This window comes from Muricauda sp. SCSIO 64092 (assembly GCF_023016285.1).
Taxonomy (GTDB): domain Bacteria; phylum Bacteroidota; class Bacteroidia; order Flavobacteriales; family Flavobacteriaceae; genus Croceivirga.
In genome coordinates, this window is the sequence record NZ_CP095413.1 from 1673849 (window position 1) to 1697421 (window position 23573).

The following is a 23573-nucleotide window of genomic DNA, read 5'->3' on the forward strand; positions in this document are numbered from 1 at the left end:
AACAAAAAGAAAAAAAACTGGAGGGCCTTTGCCATTGGAATTTTGGCAGGGGTTATTTTATACCATTTGCTATTTAATGTGATTATTCCAAATCTATTTTAAAACCGAGAGTCCAAATAAAGGATTTTCAATATTTATGTCCATTTATAAAATCGCAGCATTTCTTTTAATGTCAGGTTATATAGGATTTGGTCAAGACGTGAAAATGAGGTCATTGAATGATTTAATAAATGAAGAAGAACCAGGATGGGAGCTGGTTTCAGATTGGATACGTCAAGCAACCAATAGAGTTGAAGTGCTTGAGAAAGTGGAAGCCCAAGCGGAAACTGCGCTTTACCAAACTCAAGTTGCTACGCGTTCTCCAATGGGTTCCATAATATTTGAAACAGGGGGCATCTTAGTTGATAGTGGTTGGATTCGTATTCTAAGTCCCGCCAGGATAAAAAATGGTCAAGGCATCCCATTACGGCTGAATAACCATTAGCATCCGTGCTTTAAAATTTTAACCGAAAATCTATTGAAGAAAAGGAAAAGCGGGGCTTTGCTGAATCCTTCACGTATTTTTTTATACGCTATACGCATTTGTGATTCCACTGTTTTAATTGAAATTTGCAACTGTGCCGCGATTTCATGGTACTTTTTCCCTTCCCGCTTATTTAAAAGTAAAATCTCCTTACATTTTGGTGGCAATTCCTCAATTATCGCTATCAATTTTTTTGTCCTTTTATTGGCGTCTGCCCCGGATTCATGCACACGATCAGAAAGGGCCTGTATTTTTAATTCATCGTACAGTTGATGTCGCGATTGCTCTTTTCTGTATTGATCATGGGCCATGGTGAACAGATATTTTCTCAAGGAAGAAACCTTGCCCAGATTGTTCCTTTTCACCCATAAGTTGGTAAAGCATTGTTGCACAATATCCTTTGCACTTTCACGGTCATGCGTAAAAGTGGTCGTATAAGCCAATAAGCTATCATATGTATCATCAAAAAGGCTTCTAAATGCCCTACGGTCACACGCACGTATGCTTTCCCGCAACGTTTTGCAATCCATACAAATAGCGCAATTTCATTACTAAATAGATACAAATATTAATTTTTTTTTAAACTTTTCTTAAGGGTTTTCTAAAATGTTTACGTCTTTACTATGAATTGAACATTAAAAATGTTGGATTGAAAAAGTTGACAAGAAAATATTTTACCAATTCCCTGAGCGACCTGGGATCGGAAAAGCTACTTGAATTATTGCAAAAGCAAGAGCATCAAAAAAAGTGGCGTGAAGGATATGCAGATTTACCGTTTCCATAACAGGCTCTTTATGATCATGGAAGTGGAGGATTTCCTTTGAAAAGAAGAATAAAATGAATTTAACCAATGCTATGGTACAGCAATGGGAAACCTTGATGGGGAAATATCAATAGCCGCTTCCATTGGCCAGGCGAGGGGAAAAATGGGCGTTGATGCAAAAAATATTTCAATTGTAATTCCAGTTCAATATGGCCGCACCAATTGTATTCGATACCCGTTACCCCTCAGTTGATGATTTAAGGGAAAAGGCCAAAAAACGTATTCCCAGATTCGCCTTTGAATATTTGGATGGAGGTTGTAACGAGGACGTAAACCTGAAAAAAAATACAGCTGACATACGTAAGGTGGAATTGATCCCAAGATATCTGGAGAAACATTCCAATAGCAGCCAAAAAACCAAGCTGTTCGGGCATGAGTACGATGCACCATTTGGTATTGCTCCAATTGGATTACAGGGGCTCATGTGGCCCAATGCTCCCGAGATTTTGGCCAAGGCGGCCTTTAAGCACAACATTCCCTTTATTTTGAGTACGGTCACCACCAGTTCCATTGAGCGCATTGGTGAGCTGACCGAGGGTAGGGCTTGGTTTCAGTTGTACCATCCTGCCAAGGAAGAAATACGCGATGCTATCATCGGCAGGGCAACCGATGCAGAATATCCGGTTTTGGTCATCCTCTGTGATGTGCCCACTTTTGGCTACCGCCCCAGGGACATCCGCAACGGATTGGCCATGCCGCCCAAAATGACCCTGGCGAACATGCTTCAAATTTTGGGCAAGCCCAAATGGGCCTTGAAGACCCTGATGCACGGACAGCCCAATTTTGAAACCTTAAAACCCTATATGCCCAGGAACCTGGATTTGAAACAATTGGGCAAATTTATGGACGAGACCTTTTCCGGTAGGCTCTTTGAAGAGCGGATCAAGCCCATCCGCGATAGGTGGAAAGGGAAATTGGTGCTAAAAGGTGTTGCCTGCGAGGCCGACGCCGAAATGGCCATAAAACTGGGATTGGACGGAATAATCGTATCCAACCACGGAGGACGGCAGTTGGATGCCGGGGAATCTTCCATAAAGCCCATGTCGCGCATCGCAAGGATATATGGTGACCAAATAACGGTAATGATGGACAGTGGTCTTCGTTCCGGCCCCGACATTGCCCGTTGTTTGGCGAGCGGTGCCGAATTCACCTTTTTGGGCCGTTCGTTCATGTACGGCGTGGCGGCCCTTGGCAAAAAGAGGGGCAACCACACCATTTCCATGCTCAAAAGGCAATTGCAACAGGTCATGGAGCAGCTTTGTTGCGAGCGTATCGAAGACTTTCCGGACTATTTGGTGAACAATTAAATTTCAATTCCAAAATAAAAAACCATGAAACAGATCATAAACTTATTGTTACTATCTATTTTTTCCTTACAAACGTATGCACAGGCCATTTATGAAGATGAACGTTACGTACCCGAAACCGATCCACTGGTTTTGGAAAAATTGGACCAATGGCAGGATAAAAAGTTCGGTCTTCTTATGCATTGGGGGGCCTACAGTCAATGGGGCATTGTCGAATCCTGGTCACTCTCCCCCGAGGAATACGCTTGGTGCGAAAGAAAAAAAGGAAGCAATCCCAATGATTATTTTGCCTACAAAAAAGAGTACGAAGGATTAAAGAACACCTTTAATCCGGTAAATTTTAATCCCGAAAAATGGGCGAAGGCCGCTAAAAATGCCGGAATGAAATATGTGGTGTTTACCACCAAACACCACGATGGCTTTAGTATGTTCGATTCAAAATATACCGATTACAAGGTCACCGATCCCGAATGTGCGTTCAGCACCCATCCACGCGCCAATATTACCAAGGAAATCTTTAATGCCTTTAGGGATGAGGCCATGTGGGTTGGCGCCTATTTTTCAAAACCGGATTGGAATTCAAAATATTATTGGGACCCCATGTATCCCCCAAAGGACAGAAATGTAAATTACGCTCCTGGGGAAAACCCGGAAAAGTGGAGCAAGTTCGTGACATTCACGCACAACCAGATTATGGAATTGATGACCGATTACGGCAAGGTGGATATTTTATGGTTGGATGGCGGATGGGTCGCAAAAGCGTCAAAGAAAGAGATTGTGGATTGGTTCACAAGAAAATTGAACAATGATAATGATGAGGCCTACCTAAAACACAGAATGGTGAACCAGGACATTAAAATGGACGAACTGGTCGTAAAAGCCCGAAAAAAGCAGCCTGGTTTAATCGTTGTGGACAGGGCGGTACACGGCAAAAACCAGAATTACCTGACCCCCGAGAACAGGGTTCCCGAAAAGATGCTCCCCTACCCTTGGGAGTCCTGTATCATTTCAGGAGGGGGTTGGTCCCACACCCCGGATGCCAAATACATGAGCGGCAGGGAAGGCATCCACATGCTTGTGGACATTGTCGCAAAAGGGGGCAACCTTCTTCTCAATATAGCGCCAAGCCCGCAAGGGGAATGGCAGCAAGGGGCCTACGACCTCTTAAAGGAATATGGCGACTGGATGGACGTCAACAGCCCGGCCATTTATGGCACCAAACCCATAGCCCCCTACAAAGAGAACAACATCTGTATGACCCAGAACAAAGAAGGGAACGTGTTTTTGTGCTATTTGGCAGCGGAAGGGGAACATACCCTACCGTCCGAAATCATTGTGGAATCCCTGACGCCAAAAAGAGGGGCAAAGATCAAGATGTTGGGAACCCATACCAATGTAAGATGGAGCCCCTTGGACAAAGGGTTCAAAATCAAGGTCCCGGAAAAAATCCGGGGCAACCCAACCAGTAAATATGCATGGGTTTTTAAACTATCGGGTGTAGAGGGACCGTAAACTGAACCCCATCTGAACCAATGTGGGTTCGATATCATTTTTATCAACCAAAACCCATCAAATTGGGTGGTTTTTCGTATTGAAATGAGGAAAAATTGTATCGAACAGGATTTTGCTAGAAAATTACGTCATTTTGAGAGCCTGTTTGGGAATTTGTGATTGGAATTGTTATAGGCCATTTTTAGTGCGGAACGAGGCAAAATTTTTGTTCATAGCCATAGTTATGGATTAAAATTTTAACAATGTGCCGTGCAAAAAGGGGCATAAGAAAACAATTGACAAATTCCCAAACAGGCTCTGGGTGTTTTTGCGATAGCAAAAATGTATCGAAAACCTGCCTGGCTGGCAAGTAATTTTCTGATATCCAACCCACATTAAAATAAGGGGTATACCCCTTATTTTAGACGGAATTCCAACAAAGGGAGAACCATCGGAATGTATCCCCACTTTTGAATTACGCTTTGATTTGTCCTGGGCCAACCCCGCTAGGGTAAAAAATAGTCAAGATATCCCATTACGGCTGAATAACCGTTAGCATCCGTGCTTTAAAATTTTAACCGAAAATCTATTGAAGAAAAGGAAAAGCGGGGCTTTGCTGAATCCTTCACGTATTTTTTTATACGCTATACGCATTTGTGATTCCACTGTTTTAATTGAAATTTGCAACTGTGCCGCGATTTCATGGTACTTTTTCCCTTCCCGTTTATTTAAAAGTAAAATCTCCTTACATTTTGGTGGCAATTCCTCAATTATCGCTATCAATTTTTTTGTCCTTTTATTGGCCTCTGCCCCGGATTCATGCACACGATCTGAAAGGGCCTGTATTTTTAATTCATCATACAGTTGATGTCGCGATTGCTCTTTTCTGTATTGATCAATAAATAGGTTATGGGCCATGGTGAACAGATATTTTCTCAAGGAAGAAACCTTGCCCAGATTGTTCCTTTTCACCCATAAATTGGTAAAGCATTGTTGCACAATATCCTTTGCACTTTCACGGTCATGCGTAAAAGTGGTCGTATAAGCCAATAAGCTATCGTATGTATCATCAAAAAGGCTTCTAAAAGCCTTACGGTCACCCGCACGTATCCTTTCCCGCAACGTTTCGCAATCCATACAAATAGCGCAATTTCATTATTAAATAGATACAAATATTAATTTTTTTTTAAACTTTTCTTAAGGGTTTTCTAAAATGTTTACGTCTTTACTATGAATTGAACATTAAAAAATGTTGGATTGAAAAAATTGACAAGAAAATATTTTACCAATTCCCTGACCGACCTGGAATCGGAAAAGCTACTTGAATTATTGCAGAAGCAGGAGCATCAGGAGTTTTTCAAAAAGTACGCCAAAGATTACTACGATCTTAACCTGACTTTTCAAGAAATTGACTTGAATGCGGAATATCTGGCATTTTTAAAGCAACAAAAAAGTTTTGACCGAATTGAAGGTAATAGGCGGAACACCTGGTACAGGGTCGCTGCGGCTGTTGTCCTTATCCTTGGCCTGGGCTACTACTTTTTGGTATGGCAACGCAGTACGGAACCTTCCCTTACGGAGATGCCCGATAATGTCATTACCATTACCCTTGCAGATGGCCAGGTAAAGGTCATTGAAGAAGACGGCAATGAAAAAATACGGGACAACAACGGACAAGTGGTAGGAACCCAACAGGGAAAGGTGATCAGTTACAACGGGGCGGTCACCACAGATGTGGAAAAGTCCCTGACATACAATGCATTGGCCGTACCCAATGGCAAAACCTTTCAGTTGCTACTGTCAGATGGCAGTAAAGTACACTTGAATGCAGGTTCCATGATAAAGTATCCCGTACAATTTATGAAAAGTGGCGACAGGCAGGTATTCTTAAACGGAGAGGCTTATTTTGAAGTGGCCAAGGACACGTCACGCGCTTTCATTGTAAGGACTGCCCATATCAACATACAGGCTTTGGGGACCAAATTCAATGTCAACAGTTATAGCGATGATTTCACCGCCAATACGGTACTGGTCGAAGGTGCCGTAGGGCTTTACAAAACAGGTACGGTTTTTGACAAAACGGTTTCCACGATCCTTTCCCCCAACCAAAAAGCAGCCTGGGACATCTCAGAAGCAGCCATACAAGTAGACGAGGTTGATGTTAATGAGTATATTGCCTGGACGCAAGGGAAACTGTTGTTCAAAATACGTACCTTCTCAGAAATTTTAAAAGTACTGGAAAGGCATTACGATGTTACCATAACCAATAACTACCCCCACCTCAACAACATCCGTTTTTTTGCAACTTTTGATATAGAGTCCATCGATCAGGTAATGATGTCCTTTCAAAGCAGTGAACCCTTCTCTTATCAAAGAAACGGAAATCATATAACAATAAATGCAGTACCAAAAACCAATTAGCAGTAATCAATAAAATAACAAGCCTATGAAGTAAAACAGACAAGCCACCGGTCTTCGGGTTCGAAGACCATAATGGGCTACAAAAAATCGGAAAATGCAGCCACATTTTCCGATTACATAAAGTGGTCCGCTATAAAAACGAAACACCAAACACTACAAAAATATGAAAAAACCCAAATTTTGGACGGGGTGCAACGCCCCTTCCTCACTATGCTTAAAGATGAAGCTAACCACTATGCTTGTTGTTTTATCTTTATTGAAGATACAGGCGAACACCTATTCGCAGACAACAAAGATTACCATTGAGATGGAATCCGTTACGGTAATGGATGTCCTGGAAAAAATTGAATCCCTGAGTGAGTTCAAGTTCCTGGGGAATGAAAATGTGATCGATCAGGAGCGCCTGGTTTCCGTACGCGCCAAAAACAAACGGATATTCAAGGTATTGAACCAACTTTTTAAAGGTACCGATGTCGTCTACAAAGTACTGGGGCAACAGATCATTTTGGTAAAGGACACCAAACCCAAACCGGTTATCAAGGTTGCACCTGTCCATAGTAACATTCAGTTTCAGGTAAATGGCACCGTTGCCGATGAAAATGGATCTCCCTTGCCCGGAGCCAATATCCTGGAAAAAGGGACCGAGAATGGTGTCCAGTCAGATTTTGATGGCAATTTTAGCATTTCCGTGACAGACGAAAATGCAATCTTGGAGGTCTCCTACATCGGTTTTGTTACCCAGGAATTTCCCCTTAACGGGCAATCCAACATTACCATAACCCTCGTTGAAGATGTAGCCGGCTTGGAAGAGGTCATCGTGGTCGGGTATGGTGTCCAAAAGAAGGCAAACCTGACCGGCGCAGTATCACAGGTTGCGGGTGAAAAGCTACAACGTCGTCCGATAGTCAATGCCGGACAGGGATTGCAAGGGTTGATTCCCAATCTTAATATCAATTTTTCGGACGGTGCTGCAGGACAGGGAGCTACATTTAACGTCCGGGGGTTTACGGCCATCAATGGTGGTGGCCCATTGATTTTGGTAGATGGGGTCGTTATGGATCCCAACCTGATAAATCCAACGGAGATTGAAAGTGTGAGTGTCCTGAGGGATGCGGCATCAGCTGCAATTTACGGGTCCAGGGGGGCTTTTGGGGTGGTTTTGATAACCACCAAAAGAGGGCAAAAGGGACAAAAACCCAGAATTCAATTTTCCTCGAATTACTCTGTGAATTCCCCTACTGTTTTTCCCAAGATGGTAAATTCAGTACAGCAACTGGAACTTCAGGATGAGAAACAGCGAAATCTGGGCAACCCCATAACCGATAACATTATCAGGGATGGAATACGGGCCTATTTCAACGACCCGGAAAACAACCCTTCGGCAATAATAAATCCCAACGACCCCAATAGCTATCTCTATTTTGGAAATACGGATTGGTTTGATGAGGTCATTGGTACGGGTGCTTTGTTTCAAAACAACCTGTCCATGTCCGGAAGTGGCGATGCAGTTTCGTATTTTGTTTCTGCCGGATGGTTGGATCAAAGTGGAATTTTAAACTATGGAAATGACAGTTTTGACCGTTATAACTTAAGGACCAGGATAGACATTGATGCCACCGATTGGTTGCAGTTCAATATCAATGCACTTTATACCAATACCCAAAGGGACAATTTGTACAATTATGAAGGCATCGGTACGTTGTGGCACGATCTTACCAGAAAGCCGGTCAATTTACCGATCACCAATCCGGATGGAACGGCTACCGACTCCCCTATTCCCCTTATGAGTGAAGGCGGAAGGGACATTACCAATGGCAGTGACAACCTGATTACCCTGGGGACGACCATAAAACCCTTCGATGGGCTGCAACTATCCGGTGCATACACCTATAATGGTTTCTTTCAAGAAAGAAAGCGACATAAAAAAAGGGTGGATCGGTACAACGGCCCGGTAGATGCCCCCAACTCCCTCAATACCATTCATACCACACCAACGGAGTTATTTTTGGATACGGCAAAAAGTGACTATTACGCCATCAATATATACGGGGAATACGAGAAAACATTTGCGGATGACCATTATTTCAAGGCTACCTTGGGATTTAATGAAGAGCGTAAGAAATATCGTTTTTTAAGCAGTAGTAACACCAATTTGATAACGGATGATATCCCTAGTTTGGATTTGACCACAGGCGCGCCACAAGCTGGTGAAGTAAGTACGATTTGGGCAATTCAAGGGTATTTTTATCGTCTGAACTACATCTATAAGGATAAATATCTTCTTGAGTTCAATGGGCGTTACGATGCCTCTTCACGTTTTCCGGAAGATGATCGTTGGGGCTTTTTCCCATCGGTTTCCATGGGATGGCGTATATCCAACGAGAACTTTTTTGCAGCGCTTAAACCTGTGGTCTCCAACCTAAAACTGCGATGGTCCTATGGTCAGTTGGGCAACCAAGCTGTTGATGACGATAGAATCAATGCGCTTAACTTTCCCTATCTGCCCACTTTGGGAAGCTTTAGGCCCAGGGCAATTTTGGGTGGTGTACGTCCCGTATTTTTGGCGACCCCTTCCTTGGTGAGTAGTTCATTGACATGGGAAACGGCCACATCCATAAATTACGGATTGGACGCTTCACTTTTTGACAACCGTTTGAACCTGACGTTTGATTATTTTGAAAGGGAGGTGGTCGATCAATTGTCGGAAGCCGCTGCACTTCCTGCTACTTTGGGAACTACCGCCCCTAGGGCCAATGCGGTTGAATCCGTTACCAGGGGATGGGAAGTAGAGGTAAACTGGAGGGACAGGATCGGTGAGGTCAGCTACAATATAGGCTTCAATTTGGCAGATGCCCAGGGAGAGATCACCAAATTTGACAATCCTACCAAAAGTTTGGGGAGCAATTTGGATGAATTCTATGAGGGAAGGGAAATAGGCGAAATATGGGGCTATGAAACCAACGGCCTTTTTGATTCCGCCGCGGAGTACCAGTCCTCCGGGCTGGACTACTCCAACAGGACTTCTTTGCCCATTGCCGGAGGGGACGTTTGGTACGTGGATCAGGATGGCAATGGGATTATAGACAATGGTCTTTCCACTGTTGATGACCCGGGGGATTTAAGGGTCATTGGAAATACGACGCCAAGATACACTTTTGGGATTACCATGGGAGCGGAATGGAAAGGATTGTATGTGGATATTTTAATGCAGGGTGTGGGCAAAAGAGACCTTGCATTGAGCGGGGGTTTATTCTGGCCCAACGAGGGAGGAGTACCGCAAATAAGTCATTTGGATTATTGGACCGAGGACAACAGCGGTGCGTATTGGCCCAGATATTTGGGCAATCAAGGTGGATTTAACTATGCGGTATCGGATAGGTATTTACAGGACTTTTCCTATTTGAGAATGCGACAGCTTACCTTGGGCTTTAGGCTTCCCCAATCCGTATTGGATAAAATATTCCTGAATTCGGCAAATATTTATTTGACCGGGCAAAATCTGTTTGAGTTTGCGGATATCGTAGATGGCTTTGATCCTGAAACCAATCCCGACGGATTCAACGATTGGGGTCCCGGGAAAAGCTATCCTTTTAGTAGATCAGTGTCATTGGGGATTGACATAACCCTTTGATCAAGCATTAATTTAAATTTTAAATCAAATGAAAATATACAACTATTTATGGATCGCTATAGTGTGGATATGCGCCTCATGCAGCGATGTACTGGACACTGAGCCGGATAGTGTAATTACGGAAAATAACTTTTTCACCAATGAAAGTGATTTTGAAATATTTTCAAATAAGTTCTATGATTATTTTCCCAGGGATGGTAGGGGTTTTGTGAATTTCATCTGGAATGCGGACAATGATAGCGACAATTTACACCAAATGGGCGATGGCAATTTGTTGGCCTTTGGGGCCAACACCATTAACGATAACCCGCCAGCTTACGGAGGGGGGGGGTGGAGTTTTTCGAGAATACGATCCGTAAACTTCATGCTGGGAAAAATTGATGAAGCTCCGATATCCGATGCTGCAAAAAATACCTGGAGCGCCGTGGGACGTTTTTTTAGGGCGTATCTGTATTTTGACAAAGTAAGAAAATATGGGGATGTACCATGGTATGATACCGCTTTGGACGAAACCTCCGAAGAAATTTACAGGCCACGTGACCCACGTGCAACAGTGATTGCCAATATCATGGCCGATCTGGATTTTGCCGCGGCCAATTTACCACAGGATATTGGGAATAAAACAACGCTTGACCGGTATGCCGCATTGGCCTTAAAAGCCCGGGTGGCACTATATGAAGGTACGTACAGAAAATACCACAGCCTTCCGGAACCCTGGGAGGAATTGCTGAACGAAGCTGTGGAGGCTTCCCTCACCATCATGGATGAAGGTGGGTATGCCCTTCATAATGATGGCGATGTCAATGAGAACTATTACAACTATTTCGCTTTAAGATCACCGGGAGAGAGTTCGGAAACCATTCTGGCCAGACATTATGATATCAGTCAGGCCGTGGGCGGTCACTGGTCACAGCGGTTTATCATATTGCAGGCAATGACCGGTATTTCCAAATCACTGGCCGATGATTTCCTGTGTACGGATGGACTTCCGGTTGCATTGAGTCCCTTATTTGATCCCACTACGGACTATGACCTTATTGAGGATGAGATGGCCAATAGGGACCCCAGGATGCACCAAACCATATTTAATATAGACGTACCCATTCTTAGTGATCCCATCGCCTATTTTAACGATGAACAGATTCCCCGTTTCGATCAATTCTTCAATACGGGTTATGTCATAAGAAAGTTCAGCAAGTTGGATAGGGCCCTTCAAGTTCCCGGTGCTGCGGACGATGGAGCCCCTGTGTTCAGGTTGGGGGAAATCTATTTGATATTTGCCGAGGCCAAAGCCGAATTGGGAACCCTGGAACAGGCAGACCTGGATGCCTCCATCAATTTACTTCGGAATCGGGTTGGAATGCCCCCAATGCAAATAGCAACCCTGGAACGTGATCCCGATTCGAATTTTGATGGCAGTCTGTCCGAGATACCCCAGGTTTCCGTACTTATAGATGAGATACGAAGGGAACGAAGGGTAGAATTGGCCTGTGAAGGTTTCCGTAGGGACGATCTGATGCGATGGAAGGCAGGCCAATTGTTGACATTAACGCCTCTGGGCGCCAAATTTAATGGAACCCGATATCCCAATGCCGTTGACCAAAATTTTGCAAGGGTCAATGAAGACGGGTTTATTGAACCCTATCAAGGAAGTGTGCGCCCCAGACTTTTTGATGAGAATAAGAACTATTTGTTTCCCATCCCACCCAGTGAAATTGGTCTGTATCCCAATGGGGAATTGACCCAAAATCCTGGATGGCAATAATATGCTACGAGTTTGAGTTAGCAATTCATGTTTAGTTTAGTTAGAAAGGAGGCTATCCCTGGGGTGGTCTCCTTTTTTGTTCCATAAATTTTTTTGTGGGAACTTTTACAATCCGAACATCAGGTTACTAATAACGTGGGTTCGATATAATATTTATCACCCAAAATCCGTCAAATTGAGTGGTTTTTCGTAATGAAATGAAGAAAAATTGTATCGAACAGGATTTTGCAATAAAGTTACTGGCCTCCCTACCTTCGGCATGCAGGATCGGACGGTATAGGAAAAAGACAAGACCTCCCTATAACCCATGACTTACGCCACTAAAATGTCATACATTTTCTTTGTCGCATCGACATAAAGTGTTCTCCTGTTTACTGCTGCAAATGCCCTTGCCGAAGAGTTTGCGACAAAAAAATCCTAATGGTATCATAGAAGCGGTTCATAGCTTGTTTTCAAGCTAATCGGAAATTGCTATTGAACTTGGGGTTCCCCAAAATATAATTGAAAGAATAGATTGGAATTTATTGCAGCTATAGAAGCTGGTCTGTTTTTCTAAGCACCACCACAATTTCCCTCAAAGCTGCGACCACGTCTTGAATCTCTTTTCTTTCGAACGTGTCTTTTTCGACATAGAAAAGCATTTCAATTCCCTTGTCAAGATGATTGGCTAATTTTTCAGAAGACCCATAGGTATCCTCAATGAGCTGAGTAAAACAATTTATTTGAATCTCATTTGACACAGGTAAAGGGATTTATAAACTTGTCATATATGGCATTAACAACGGCAAATATAAATCTTTTCTTCCTTGTCAAATATGGCAAGTATGAATAAATCGGAAATGCTAAAAACAATTGGCCAAAACGTCAAAAGAATACGATTGGAAAAAGGTTTGACACAAGTAGATTTAGTTGGAAGAATAGAAGCTAAAATTGATACCACCAATATTTCCAGAATTGAAAAAGGAAGAACGAATGCGACCATTTATACCCTTTTCAGAATAAGTCAAGCTTTGGAAGTGCCTTTGGCTGAGCTATGTATTTTGAATTCTAAATAGGGTACTCTCAATAAACTGAGTTTTAAAAAACACATCCATAATTGACAATAGTCAATACCAACACTATTTACGAAGCGGCTGCTATGAACGATCTATAGAAATCGTTATGTTTCTTGCTTTGCGAAGTAAGAAAAACAAACAAAAAAGCCGTACTTTGCGAAAAGTACTAAGGAAGGAAAACTGACTGTCTCGAAAATACGTGAACGATTGAATATCTCGAGGGCAACATATTATAAATATTTGAGGTATAGAGGATTTTCCGGAAAATTAAGACCTTACAAGAGAGTTTGAAGAACCGTCCTACATCTAAAAGAATTATTCAGAATTACTAAGTTTTAAAAGTTAACGTTTACGACCTCTCAATTGATGACTAAAACTAAATCCAAAACAAATAACGCAAAAATACTCAAAGCAGTGGATTTCTTCTGTGGGGCGGGAGGTGTGACATATGGATTTAGAAAAGCCAAAATAAAGGTGCTTGGAGGAATCGACATTGACCCAAGACTAAAGGAGACATACGAAATCAACAATAAAGGAGCTCAATTCATTCAAGCAGACATATCAAAACTTTCTTTCAATCAACTCAGTCAAAGATTGAGCGTTCTACCCAATGAGGATGACCTAATATTCATTGGGTGTAGCCCTTGCCAATATTTCACCACTATACAGACCGAAAAAGAGAAATCAAAAAAGACACGGATGCTCTTGGTAGATTTCCAACGCTTTGTAGATTATTTCCGACCAGGATACATAGTGGTGGAAAATGTGCCTGGATTAGAAACAAAAAAGGATAGTCCACTACAACATTTCAAAACATTTCTCACCGAAAACGGATATTCTTTTGACGACAGAGTAATAAATGCAGTGAAATACAATGTGCCTCAAAAGCGAAAAAGATACCTGCTTTTGGCTACAAGAGTTCAATCGGAAATTACAATTCCAAATGGAAGAAATCAAAGCCGACTAACTGTAAGAAATTTTATTGGTGATAAAACCGTATTTAAACCCGTAAAAGCGGGTAATAAAGATAACACTGATTTTAACCACACTGTATCAGGATTAAAGGAAATCAACCTAAAACGTATTCGAAAAACTCCACCTGACGGGGGCACCAGGCTGGCATGGAAAGATGACCCAGATTTGCAATTGAACTGCTACAAAGGCAATGACAACTTATTTTATGATGTTTATGGTCGGATGCATTGGGATAAACCCGCACCTACTATTACCACAAAGTTTAATAGTATTACCAACGGACGATACGGACATCCAGAGCAAGATCGTGCTATTTCAATTAGGGAAGGAGCCGTACTCCAAACCTTTCCGTTACACTACAAATTCAAATGCAATTCCATGGGAACAGCCGCTAAAATGATTGGAAACGCAGTTCCTCCAGAGTTGGCCCGGTGGGTCGGAAAAACCATTGTACAAAACGCGATGAATGGCGCAGTTTAGAACAAAAGCCCGTGCCGTTGACTTGTTAGGAAAAGGACAAATTGCCGACTTGCCTACGGCGATAACTGAGTTATGGAAAAACGGTTATGATGCGTATGCAGATCGTCTAACCGCCGAAATATACCTCCCCGGCTACAAGGACACTAAGACACCACTTTTCTTGATTACCGATGACGGTAAGGGAATGTCCAGAAAAGACATTTTCGAGAAGTGGCTCGTACTCGGAACTGATTCAAAAAGTCGCAGCGATTCAAGCGACAACAAGAGTGAACAAACACTATGGAAGAAGCCACGCGTTAAAGCTGGCGAAAAGGGCATCGGACGTCTATCTGTCGCCTATTTGGGCTCACCGATGTTAATGCTCACAAAAAAAATCGGCCACCCCCTTCAAGCTCTCTATTTCGATTGGCGGTTGTTGGAAAACTATAATCTGTTTCTCGATGACGTCCAAATATCGGTTTGCGACATAAATACCCAAGCGGAGTTCCACAATGCTATAATGACGCTAAGAGACGAGTTTCTGAAAAACTTTGAACTAATGGAAGATGTGGACGGCAACCCCATTTGGGAAAAATCGCAAAATGTGTTGCGCGATAGCATAATACAAGACTCAAAAAAATTGAGCATACCTTCTTATCTCGACAACGAATTATTGGAAGGAATGCTAAATCCCAAAAACGATCATGGGACCACGTTCATTATTTTTAACCCAGAACAGCAAATTCTTGAACTGATAGATGACGACCCCGATAGCATAGGCAAGGAAGTTTTACGTTCAAGTTTGGTTGGGTTCACCAACCAATTCAAAAAAAATCCGCTACCTATTGAAACAGCATTCCCCGTTCACAAAGAAATAGGAAACGATTACGATTTTTTTACGAGCAGCGGGAAGTTCTTTGAACCTGAAGATTTTGAGCTCGGTGACATCCTCATCGAAGGTGACTTTGACGGCACAAGTTCATTTAAGGGAACAGTAAAGATATACGATGACGAACCCCTCGATTACTCATTCACCAACTCACGAAAGAAAGACAGCCGATCCAATTACGGGCCATTCTCTCTCAAACTTGGGTACTCCATGGGACTTGAATCCGAATCAAAATTGGAAAAAAACGTTTGGAACAAATTGAAAAAGAGAATTGAAGATTACGGAGGTCTCTATATCTATCGTGACGGTTTTAGAGTATTGCCTTATGGCAGAACTGAATACGACTTCTTAGAATTTGAAAGAAAACGGGCCCTAAAAGCAGGAGAATCATTTTTTAGCCATAGGAGAATGTTCGGGTACATAGAATTATCCAGAAACAAAAATTCACAACTTAAAGATAAAGCGGGTCGAGAAGGATTAATAAGCAATGCGGCTTATCGTGCCTTTAAAAGTGATTTGGAAGGTTTGTTTAACGGACTGGCACAACAATATTTCGGTAGCCATGCCAAAGACAAATCTTTCTTTGTCGACCGAAAAAAACAACTCAAAGAACAACACGAAGAAATAAAAAAAGACAAAGCCCGGGAAAAAGCTGAAAAAAATGCCTTTACAAAGAGCTTAAAAGAATACCCAGAAAAGTTCGAGGATTATAACAAGCAATATCAATCGCTCCTCGACGAACTCGACCAAAAAATAAAAGTTGCAAATGTTGTTTATTCCGAAATCGAAGAATTGTTAGACAAAATCAATCGTTTAGATGTAAAATACGATGAGTTATTACCTAAAGTACCGAAAAGATACAAACCAACCGAAACGCAACTCGACCGCTTGGCCAGTTACGAAAGTAAACTGAGAGACTTCGACAAAATCATAAAATCTCAACGGGCAACCATTTATAAGGAAGTCGAAAAAAAACTCGCAGTTCAGGAATTGAAAAAAGAGTTTGAAAAATCCTACCATTTATATCGTTCTGATTTGGAAGATTCGATGTATAAGTCCAAAGAGCGCTTACAGGCCAAGTTATCCTCGTTGATGCATGAGTACGGTGAACGGTCTGGACGCATTACTCGCGAACTGGATTTTGAAAAAAACAAGTTAATCTCCGAAATCGAAACAAAAGAAGATGTGGTTGCGGCTATTGAAAAAGTCAAGGCAAAATTTGCATTTTTGCGACAGCAGGTCACCAAAGAACTGCTACCGCTTTCTGAACATGTGGAACGGCTCAATTTTGATATCGACGAAGAACTATTGCAAGGAGCATATAAAGCAGAGTATGAAAACATCAAATATCAGTGGGAACAAACCCGGGAAACGGCTCAATTGGGAATTGCCGTGGAAATCATAGACCACGAATTCAACATCTTATATTCCCAAATCAACGCATCGCTTAAAAAACTTGACGAGAATCTCAGCAGTAAAGATTCTGTGCCGTATCGTCAACTCAAAAAAGCCTTTAGCCAACTGGAAGACAAATACCAATTACTATCTCCGCTGTATAGGGTTTCCGGGGCTACTCCAAAAGACGTAACCGGGAAATCGATTGATGCTTATTTGCGTAAATTCTTTACTTCCAAGTTGGAAGAAGAAGGTATTACCCTTTCCTCAACCGAGGATTTCAAACAACACTCCCTAACCATAAAGGAACCATCCATTCATACCGTATATATCAATATCATCAATAATGCGGTTTACTGGTTGCGAAATGTAGAAAAGAAACACATCAAGTTGGATTATAATCCCAAAACAAAAGAGGTACTTATTATAAACTCTGGGTCTATAATAGAAGATCACAGGCTCGAAAGGATTTTTGAACTGTTCTATTCGAATCGTCCCAACGGAAGAGGCATTGGGCTATACCTTGCCAAGCAGAGTTTACAGGAAGCATACTATGACATCTTTGCTACCAATGACCCCGCATACAATGTGTTAGGAGGGGCTTGCTTTGTTATAAAACCGAGTAAAAGCTAAAACCCTATGGAGACACCGGCTACTGATACCAATTCCTATAAAGAAAAATCCACACGCATTATCAGCGAGGCTATAAAGTCAGCGGTATTTATTGACGAAAAGGCTTGGGCTCCGTATACTGAGAAATCAGAAGAGGCCGTAAAAGAGGAAACGCTTTCGGAAGAACTATTTACAAACTTTAAGCAGAACAAGGTTTCATTGGCCGTACATCGCTTTGAAAAAAACGATTTGAACAATAATAACATCAAAGATTACCTTTTTGATGGGCGCGATTTGGTTTTGTTGGATTGGCGGTTAGACGGTAAGACCGGGGAAGAATACGCATTGGAAATGCTTTCCCAAATAGTGGCAAAGCCACACATTCATTTTTGTTGCATTTATACATCCGATGAAGATTTGGACGGGGTATTTCATAATATACTGGCTTATTTTTCTGGAGAAACACAACAATTCTACGATGATCTAAAGTTGACACTAAGTGCTGATGAAGAGGAAGTCATGGGGCTTCTGGATCAAATCAAATACATTAGTGCAAATAGGCACAATAGTTCAAAGGGACAAGCAATCGGCAAAATCTTCAAAGAACATAAAGACCTTGTTACACGCTTGAAGAAAGCCACAGGTACAAATGCCACCGACTGTGCTTTGATTAGAGCGGGAATTGCATTTGATAGTCTTATCAAATCCGCAAAAAAATTGAGTTGTCCAGAAGTGATATCCTTCGATCAAAAGGTCCTAGTTATAGATAGCACTATAGTTGTTGTACTGTACAAAAATTACGATTCTGATCCCGTAAAGCTAATTGACCGGATAGCCAATCATGTATTCCAATCCCAAAAGAGCTTTACCCAATTACTGGGTCTTGAAATGCAGAATATCTTTGATAGGTGTGCCTCATTTGTTGATACTAACCTTCTAGAAGTATCAAAAGAAGCCTTGCTCAAACACAGGGCGCAACTCGGAGAAGAGGGCTTAAAATTACCGTTCAAACACTTTATTAAAGAAGTTCTTTTTGTACAAGCAAATTTGAACCTGGCGACTCAGGATTTAGAATTGCTGGAAGATGACTTTCTGGATAGTTTATACGATAAAAATGCAGAAGTAAAACCCGAAGAACTTTTGGCTATGAACGTCTTTTATAATTCCATCCAATTACCGGGCGAAAAGAAAGTCAACTTCGGAGGGGTTTTTAAACGCGAAGGGTCTGAAGAATACTATATGTGCATTACGCCGAAAAGTGATTGCTTACGACCCAGTTCCAAAATCAAAAACTCGTTTAGCTTTGTACGAGGTGTGCCAATGGACAAGAAACTTGCTTTGTCATTGGGAGATACAGCCTTCATAAGCTTTCTTGAGAAAAAAACTGTGGTTCGATGGACAGAATATGACTCACATGCGAGTGATTCTGAACATCCGTATTTACCGGTTTATGTCAAGCCGATATCCATTACGATTCCTGAACCAAAATACGACAAAGACGGTAAAATAGAGATGCTACGATTAAACCACGTAGGAAAAGTCGAAAGGTTCGTTGGAATTTACACCACCACCATAAAGCCCAATTATGCACAAAGAATCGCCAACCACGCCTTTAACCACCCTGTGCGAGTAAGTGTGGATTTTGTTAAAGAACCGAACGACTTAAAGTCCAAACCAAACCCTAATATAACCTAGCAACTCGAAACTCCAGTAGATTTACCAAAAACAAAACTTCTAGAAAGTTGCAGCCCTGCGCAGGAAAAAGAAAGCAATCGAAGCTGTGGCAAAGGTATCTCAATTGGCTTTTGGGATGTGATGAGTGATATTCAATCCAATCCAAAAGATTACGTAGGTCATCAAGTTATTGATATTCACTAAAACAATAGATTCAATTTCAAGTTGAACCAAACCTAATGTTACTGACCTTAAAATTTACCAAAAACCAATCCCCACAGCGCACCTAAAAAACCACCTTTTGGCAGGGAACCATGCCGATGTAACTCCCAATCAAAAATCAATCTAAAGAGGCAATCCTTTTGGCCATAAGCAGTTCCGGTTTCAGTCGTTGTAAAACCTCCGGTCGATACTTCTTTTTCAGGACCAGGTACGAAATAAAGGAGCTGGGTTCCGCATGGATGATCGGACTCGATGAAGAACAGCTATAGACATAGCCCTCAAAGGGCCTTCGAACATTGATATGAAGATTAAGGATCTGTTTGCTGATGGCAATGCTATCTTGATTCTTTCGTGTAAATCGGATATTCAGGGTGTTGATGTTTACAAAGCTGGCATACCCGGTATAGATGACCTGGTTGATCTCCATTTGGGCGGAAAAGTCTTTTTCAATGCTCAAATCAATGGCATTCATGGTCCCGTTGTCTGCGGGATAGATGAATTTATAGTCCCCTACCAGCTTGAGGTAATGAAAATGGTGCGTGGACACGATTTCATCAAGGGTGTTCGGCGTCCGTAGTTTGGTGATGTACACATTGTCCTTTAAATAGGCCATGATACGATAATCACTGGCGGTTTCCAATTTGGTCTTTGCAGCCTTTGCATCCGCACAGCGCTCAAGAATGATTCGCCCTGCCGCGGGAAATCCATCGCGTTTTACGGTGCTGTACGTGCCCAAAAGGTAATCGTGGCCATACTTCATGGTTCCTGAAAAAAGGGAGATCAATTTTTTAACGGGAGTGGTGTACCCCATTTTGGTGACCTCGATAAAGGTATAGTTTTCAATGACCGTATAAGTGCCTTCCCAGTGTTCTTGGATCCGGTAGTCCATAACCACTTTACGCTTGTTGATCACCTTGACCAAGGCCCTATCCACAACACCCCGCGCAAAGGCGTAGTAGTGCATCATATAATACTGTACATCATTTAAATCCGGGGGTACGGAAACGTCCCCTTTTCGTTCGATCCGATCGGTGGCCGGATTGTAGATCAGCGAAAACTCGGACAGTAAGGCTTCCAGAAGTTCGTTTCTTGTTTTTTTCTCAATGACCGGTTGCGGGTACCGCTCATAATTTTTGGCCTTGCTCAGGGAGGTATAGTTTAACCGGCTTTCAATTTCCTGCTGCGAAATTTTCTGCGATTTCAGGTAGTCGACGGTCTTTTTGATCAGTTCGGCGCTTTCACTGTTGGAATAGGTCATGTTATAGTATTTTCTGAAAATTTCTGAAATAATTTTCTTTTTTCCAAAAAAAAGAGGCGGGATTGCTTTTTTGGATGACTTTTATGACGCTGATAACTAACTAATACTATGTGGAATGAAGCTCAGATTATGTATCGCAATCTTATTTTCCAGTAGTTTTCTAATGGCCCAAAACAGGGTCACGGGAAAAATTACTTCAGACGACCAACAGCCCTTACTTGGCGTATCCATTCAAGTAAAAGGAACGATTATAGGGACCGTTTCCAATCTTGATGGGAACTATACCATTACCGCCGATCAGGGAGCAATTCTTATTATAAGCTATCTTGGCTTTAAAACCCAGGAGGTGCCCGTTACCTCAAATACGGTGAACGTGACCCTGATACCGGACCTTAGTCAATTGGATGAGGTGGTGGTCGTGGCCTTTGGTACTTCGACCAAAAAGGCACTTACCGGAGCCCTGGAAGTAGTGACCACGGAAGAAATCCAAACACAACCCTTATCCAATTTTACCAATGCTTTACAGGGGCTTGCCCCTGGCCTCCAGGTATTTGAAAGCAATGGGCAACCGGGAGGAGGTGCCGAATTCAGGATTAGGGGAATAGGGTCACTTTTGGCCAGTGATGAACCATTGATCGTATTGAATGGCGCTGTTTTTAACGGGGGCCTTTCCCAAATCAACCCCAATGACATTGAATCCGTAAACGTTCTCAAGGACGCCGCGTCCGCTTCAATTTATGGATCCAGGGCCGCCAATGGGGTCATCCTGATCACCACCAAAAAAGGAAGAAATCAAGAAACCGTTTTTTCCCTAAATACCGAAATCGGTTTTACCGAAAATACCAACCCCAATAATTTTAGGTTGATGAATACCGCAGAATATGTGGAGTATTACCGGGAGGCATTGATCAATGATGGAAGAAACCCAGACGACCCCTCCACCGGTTTTTTCCTTCCCATTGACCAGGCCTTTGATACGGATTGGGTGAACGAAGCTTTTCAAACGGGATCGTTTAGAAAGTACGACTTCTCGGCCAGGGGAGGCAATGAAAAGACGTCGTTCTACTCAGGTCTGGGCTATACCGAACAAAAAGGGACCGTCATTGGTACCGGTTTTGAACGGGTCACCGGAACCTTGAGTGTTGACCATAATCTCAATGACAAAATTGACATTGGGGCAAGCATGCAATTGAATTACAGAAATCGGGATGACCTTATTTCCGATACCGGCCGATCGGGCCAACTCTCAGGGGCCTTCAACACCGCCCCTACCGAACCCATATTCGGGCAACCCGATACCAATCCGGAATTGGTGGGTTCTGGCTTTAATTTTGACATTCCCAGCAATGCACAGCACAATTCGGTGGCTTCCGCCGCCCTTAATTCGAACAATGTTGAAAGCTGGAGCGTAAATACCACCTTGAACCTCGGGTACAATTTCACCCCAAAATTGCGGGGAGAGGTTTTGGGAAATTACTATTACAACACTTCCATTTTTAAGGAGACCATTGGGAAAACCTATCTCGCGGAGACCGAAGGTGGAAACGCCTTGGAAGCACGCACTTCTGAAAACACCTTCAACTTTGTGGGCTCGCTCTCCTATAACACAGACATTGGTGAAAACCATTCCCTTGGCATCAAGGCCGGTTTTGAGACCACAAGGTTCCGAAGTAACCTGCTTGAAGTATCAAGAAGGGGCTTTACATTCGCCAATCTAAACGATGTTGGACTCGCCACGGGGCCCATAGACCCCTCTGATATCGAATCGGACTTTGATGGAAATGCCGTGGCTGGTTTTTTTGGAAGGGTCAACTACGACTATAAGGACAAGCTGTTTCTGGAAGGTTCCCTAAGGAGGGACGGCGCCTCCAACTTTGGCCCGGACAATCGATGGGGTACTTTTGGTGCCGTGGGTCTTAGCTATATCCTTTCCGAAGACCTGTTTTCAGATTCCAATCTGGTGAACAACCTTAAGCTCAGGGCAAGCTACGGTTCTTCGGGGAACAACAATTTTACCAGTGACAACATCGACTCCGGAAATTTCCTATGGAGGGATCTTTTTGGATTGGGAAGGGATTTTGCCTTGAATCCAACGGATTTTTTACCAGGCATCACCGTTTCCTTTCCCCCCAACAGAAGTTTGCAATGGGAAAAAAACCTGCAACTCGATATTGGGGTGGATTTTAACCTCTTCAACAATAGGTTGTCCGGAAGTGTGGATTACTTTAGGAGAGTTTCCGAGGATTTGTTGTTTGAACTCCCGCTGTCCCTGACCACGGGCTTTGAGGAACAAGCCGTGAATTCCGATGCGGAACTATTGAATACGGGCTTTGAGGTTTCCCTGGCTGCCTACATTCTCCGAAGTGAAAATTTTTCATGGCGAACCGATGCCAATATCGCTTTTTATGATCAGGAAATACGACAATTGCCACAAGAAGTGGTCTTTAGCAATCGCATCTGGCAAGAAGGCGGACGATCGGATAATTTCTTTTACCAGCGCTATGCCGGTGTGGACCCTGCCACGGGCGATCCCTTGTATTTGGATGTCGATGGGAATATAACCCCGGATTACGATGGGGAGGAAAGCAGGGCCGTGGTCGGCCAACGAAGTCCCGACACCTACGGAAGTATCACCAATACCTTTAGGTATAAAGATTTGAGTCTGTCCTTTATGTTTTTCTTCAATGAAGGAAACCAGGAGTATTTTGATTTGGGGGAAACCCTGAACGGGGATGGACAGAACTTTCCCGCCAACCAATGGGCCATAGCATTGAACCGTTGGCAACAGCCCGGGGATATCACCGACGTTCCCAGGGTACGCCTGAACAATCCCAATGGGGGCTTTGAAAGTACACGGTTTTTGTATGACGCTTCCTATATCCGGCTTCAGAACATCACATTGGGCTACAATCTACCCATTGAGATCGTACAGCAAATTGGCCTGGACGGTGTTTCCTTTAGACTGAGCGGTCAGAATTTATGGACAACGACCGACTTCCCAGGGTTTGACCCCACATCCGAGGCATATCCCATTCCCAGGACCATAACCTTTGCGGCCAACTTAACCTTTTAA

General features: G+C 42.8%; 17 protein-coding genes. 13 read left to right on the top strand and 4 right to left on the bottom strand.

What is annotated here, in order from left to right:
• Positions 1-136: 136 nt before the first annotated feature.
• Positions 137-484: a DUF2625 family protein gene (locus tag L0P88_RS07010; protein ID WP_247133890.1), complete on the top strand. Its 348-nt coding sequence runs from the start codon at positions 137-139 to the stop codon at positions 482-484.
• Here the strand turns inward: L0P88_RS07010 and L0P88_RS07015 are convergent.
• Positions 481-1053: a sigma-70 family RNA polymerase sigma factor gene (locus L0P88_RS07015; RefSeq protein WP_247133891.1), complete on the bottom strand. Its 573-nt coding sequence runs from the start codon at positions 1051-1053 to the stop codon at positions 481-483. The two genes, L0P88_RS07010 and L0P88_RS07015, sit on opposite strands and share 4 nt — an antisense overlap.
• A gap of 119 nt (positions 1054-1172) precedes the next feature.
• Between L0P88_RS07015 and L0P88_RS23935 the strand changes: the two genes are divergently transcribed.
• The 4 genes from L0P88_RS23935 to L0P88_RS07025 all read left to right on the top strand — a co-directional run bounded on the left by L0P88_RS23935 (position 1173) and on the right by L0P88_RS07025 (position 4165).
• Positions 1173-1307 (top strand): hypothetical protein, encoded by a 135-nt coding sequence (locus L0P88_RS23935; protein ID WP_281499720.1) that lies wholly within the window; start codon positions 1173-1175, stop codon positions 1305-1307.
• Positions 1285-1347 (top strand): hypothetical protein, encoded by a 63-nt coding sequence (locus tag L0P88_RS24125; RefSeq protein ID WP_409557723.1) that lies wholly within the window; start codon positions 1285-1287, stop codon positions 1345-1347. The genes L0P88_RS23935 and L0P88_RS24125 overlap by 23 nt, the downstream gene beginning before the upstream one ends.
• Before the next feature lie 148 nt (positions 1348-1495).
• Positions 1496-2653, top strand: coding sequence for an alpha-hydroxy acid oxidase (locus tag L0P88_RS07020; RefSeq protein WP_247133892.1), 1158 nt, complete (start codon positions 1496-1498; stop codon positions 2651-2653).
• 24 nt (positions 2654-2677) lie between these two features.
• Positions 2678-4165, top strand: coding sequence for an alpha-L-fucosidase (locus L0P88_RS07025; RefSeq protein ID WP_247133893.1), 1488 nt, complete (start codon positions 2678-2680; stop codon positions 4163-4165).
• Positions 4166-4696: 531 nt separating this feature from the next.
• On the opposite strand, the gene L0P88_RS07030 is transcribed toward L0P88_RS07025, so the two are convergent.
• The gene (locus L0P88_RS07030) at positions 4697-5281 is read right to left on the bottom strand and encodes an RNA polymerase sigma factor (protein ID WP_247133894.1); all 585 of its coding nucleotides are present in this window, start codon (positions 5279-5281) and stop codon (positions 4697-4699) included.
• A 120-nt stretch (positions 5282-5401) separates the two neighbouring features.
• Here L0P88_RS07030 and L0P88_RS07035 point away from each other — a divergent pair, with 120 nt between their 5' ends.
• The 3 genes from L0P88_RS07035 to L0P88_RS07045 all read left to right on the top strand — a co-directional run bounded on the left by L0P88_RS07035 (position 5402) and on the right by L0P88_RS07045 (position 11961).
• On the top strand, positions 5402-6565 hold the full coding sequence (locus L0P88_RS07035; protein WP_247133895.1) for a FecR family protein: 1164 nt from the start codon (positions 5402-5404) through the stop codon (positions 6563-6565).
• 163 nt (positions 6566-6728) lie between these two features.
• Positions 6729-10196, top strand: a complete 3468-nt coding sequence (locus L0P88_RS07040; protein WP_247133896.1) for a TonB-dependent receptor — start codon at positions 6729-6731, stop codon at positions 10194-10196.
• 28 nt (positions 10197-10224) lie between these two features.
• The gene (locus L0P88_RS07045; protein WP_247133897.1) at positions 10225-11961 is read left to right on the top strand and encodes a RagB/SusD family nutrient uptake outer membrane protein; all 1737 of its coding nucleotides are present in this window, start codon (positions 10225-10227) and stop codon (positions 11959-11961) included.
• 530 nt (positions 11962-12491) lie between these two features.
• Here L0P88_RS07045 and L0P88_RS07050 read toward each other — a convergent pair.
• The gene (locus L0P88_RS07050) at positions 12492-12701 is read right to left on the bottom strand and encodes a hypothetical protein (RefSeq protein WP_247133898.1); all 210 of its coding nucleotides are present in this window, start codon (positions 12699-12701) and stop codon (positions 12492-12494) included.
• An 84-nt stretch (positions 12702-12785) separates the two neighbouring features.
• On the opposite strand from L0P88_RS07050, the gene L0P88_RS07055 reads away from it, so the two are divergent.
• The 4 genes from L0P88_RS07055 (at position 12786) to L0P88_RS07070 (ending at position 19041) form a co-directional block, all read left to right on the top strand.
• Positions 12786-13016, top strand: a complete 231-nt coding sequence (locus L0P88_RS07055; RefSeq protein ID WP_247133899.1) for a helix-turn-helix domain-containing protein — start codon at positions 12786-12788, stop codon at positions 13014-13016.
• 366 nt (positions 13017-13382) lie between these two features.
• Positions 13383-14471: a DNA cytosine methyltransferase gene (locus L0P88_RS07060; RefSeq protein ID WP_247133900.1), complete on the top strand. Its 1089-nt coding sequence runs from the start codon at positions 13383-13385 to the stop codon at positions 14469-14471.
• Positions 14458-17367 (top strand): ATP-binding protein, encoded by a 2910-nt coding sequence (locus tag L0P88_RS07065; protein WP_247133901.1) that lies wholly within the window; start codon positions 14458-14460, stop codon positions 17365-17367. The genes L0P88_RS07060 and L0P88_RS07065 overlap by 14 nt, the downstream gene beginning before the upstream one ends.
• 6 nt (positions 17368-17373) lie before the next feature.
• Positions 17374-19041 carry a response regulator receiver domain gene (locus L0P88_RS07070; RefSeq protein WP_247133902.1) on the top strand — a complete coding sequence of 556 codons (1668 nt, stop codon included), beginning with the start codon at positions 17374-17376 and terminating at the stop codon, positions 19039-19041.
• 319 nt (positions 19042-19360) lie between these two features.
• Here L0P88_RS07070 and L0P88_RS07075 read toward each other — a convergent pair whose 3' ends face one another.
• On the bottom strand, positions 19361-20500 hold the full coding sequence (locus tag L0P88_RS07075) for a hypothetical protein (protein ID WP_247133903.1): 1140 nt from the start codon (positions 20498-20500) through the stop codon (positions 19361-19363).
• Positions 20501-20615: 115 nt separating this feature from the next.
• On the opposite strand from L0P88_RS07075, the gene L0P88_RS07080 reads away from it, so the two are divergent.
• A complete protein-coding gene (locus L0P88_RS07080; RefSeq protein ID WP_247133904.1) occupies positions 20616-23573 on the top strand; it encodes a SusC/RagA family TonB-linked outer membrane protein in 2958 nt (985 codons plus the stop codon).

Bases quoted from the DNA above. Each gene is read 5' to 3' on its own strand.
- L0P88_RS07070 (WP_247133902.1), top strand. From the start codon at position 17,374: ATGGAGACACCGGCTACTGATACCAATTCCTATAAAGAAAAATCCACA.
- L0P88_RS07045 (WP_247133897.1), top strand. From the start codon at position 10,225: ATGAAAATATACAACTATTTATGGATCGCTATAGTGTGGATATGCGCC.
- L0P88_RS07080 (WP_247133904.1), top strand. From the start codon at position 20,616: ATGAAGCTCAGATTATGTATCGCAATCTTATTTTCCAGTAGTTTTCTA.
- L0P88_RS07025 (WP_247133893.1), top strand. From the start codon at position 2,678: ATGAAACAGATCATAAACTTATTGTTACTATCTATTTTTTCCTTACAA.
- L0P88_RS07075 (WP_247133903.1), bottom strand. From the start codon at position 20,500: ATGACCTATTCCAACAGTGAAAGCGCCGAACTGATCAAAAAGACCGTC.
- L0P88_RS07060 (WP_247133900.1), top strand. From the start codon at position 13,383: ATGACTAAAACTAAATCCAAAACAAATAACGCAAAAATACTCAAAGCA.
- L0P88_RS07040 (WP_247133896.1), top strand. From the start codon at position 6,729: ATGAAAAAACCCAAATTTTGGACGGGGTGCAACGCCCCTTCCTCACTA.
- L0P88_RS07065 (WP_247133901.1), top strand. From the start codon at position 14,458: ATGGCGCAGTTTAGAACAAAAGCCCGTGCCGTTGACTTGTTAGGAAAA.
- L0P88_RS07030 (WP_247133894.1), bottom strand. From the start codon at position 5,281: ATGGATTGCGAAACGTTGCGGGAAAGGATACGTGCGGGTGACCGTAAG.
- L0P88_RS07055 (WP_247133899.1), top strand. From the start codon at position 12,786: ATGAATAAATCGGAAATGCTAAAAACAATTGGCCAAAACGTCAAAAGA.
- L0P88_RS07010 (WP_247133890.1), top strand. From the start codon at position 137: ATGTCCATTTATAAAATCGCAGCATTTCTTTTAATGTCAGGTTATATA.
- L0P88_RS07020 (WP_247133892.1), top strand. From the start codon at position 1,496: ATGGCCGCACCAATTGTATTCGATACCCGTTACCCCTCAGTTGATGAT.
- L0P88_RS07015 (WP_247133891.1), bottom strand. From the start codon at position 1,053: ATGGATTGCAAAACGTTGCGGGAAAGCATACGTGCGTGTGACCGTAGG.